At 62.8% G+C, this 522-nt stretch carries 1 protein-coding gene; it reads left to right on the forward strand.

The window, feature by feature from the left end; translation table 11 throughout:
* A partial coding sequence (locus AB9K26_RS13545; RefSeq protein WP_369973101.1) for a hypothetical protein occupies window positions 1-193 on the forward strand: 193 nt, incomplete at its 5' end.
* Window positions 194-522: the final 329 nt, after the last annotated feature.

A 522-nucleotide genomic window follows, 5' to 3' on the forward strand; every position in this document is an offset into this window, starting at 1 on the left:
GGGGGGGGGGGGGGGGGGGGGGGGGGGGGGGGGGGGGGGGGGGGGGGGGGGGGGGGGGGGGGGAGATGATCAACACCTTACCCACCCACCGCCCAACCCCCACGATCCCCCCCCACCACACGCTATGTTCGGTAGCAGACACCCTAACGCCTCTCTTCCTTTGGTCGTCTTTTGGGTTCGGGGAGGTGTATAGGAGATCGAGGTCACAGCTCGTATTGGAAACGTTGCTGACATCGATGGTCGTCGCTGAGGTAATCCCCACAACCGCGACCTCAAGCGTACCGTCAGCAGGTATCACGCCTGTTACCGATGGGCCGCCGTCTCTACTGTAGGTCCCGGTGTCACCGGCATCGCCACTGACCCCGCACTCCCCGTAATCGCCAGAGCACACGCTAGGTGCGGTAGCAGATACAGTAACGGTGTTCGGAAGAGGTTCGGTGGTGATTGGAGCGCTAGAGTCCGTAAGGTCAAGGTCACAGCTCGTATTGGAAACGTTGCTGACATCGATGGTCGTCGCTGAGG

The sequence above is a fragment of the Psychroserpens sp. XS_ASV72 genome, assembly GCF_041224425.1.
Taxonomy (GTDB): Bacteria; Bacteroidota; Bacteroidia; order Flavobacteriales; family Flavobacteriaceae; genus Psychroserpens.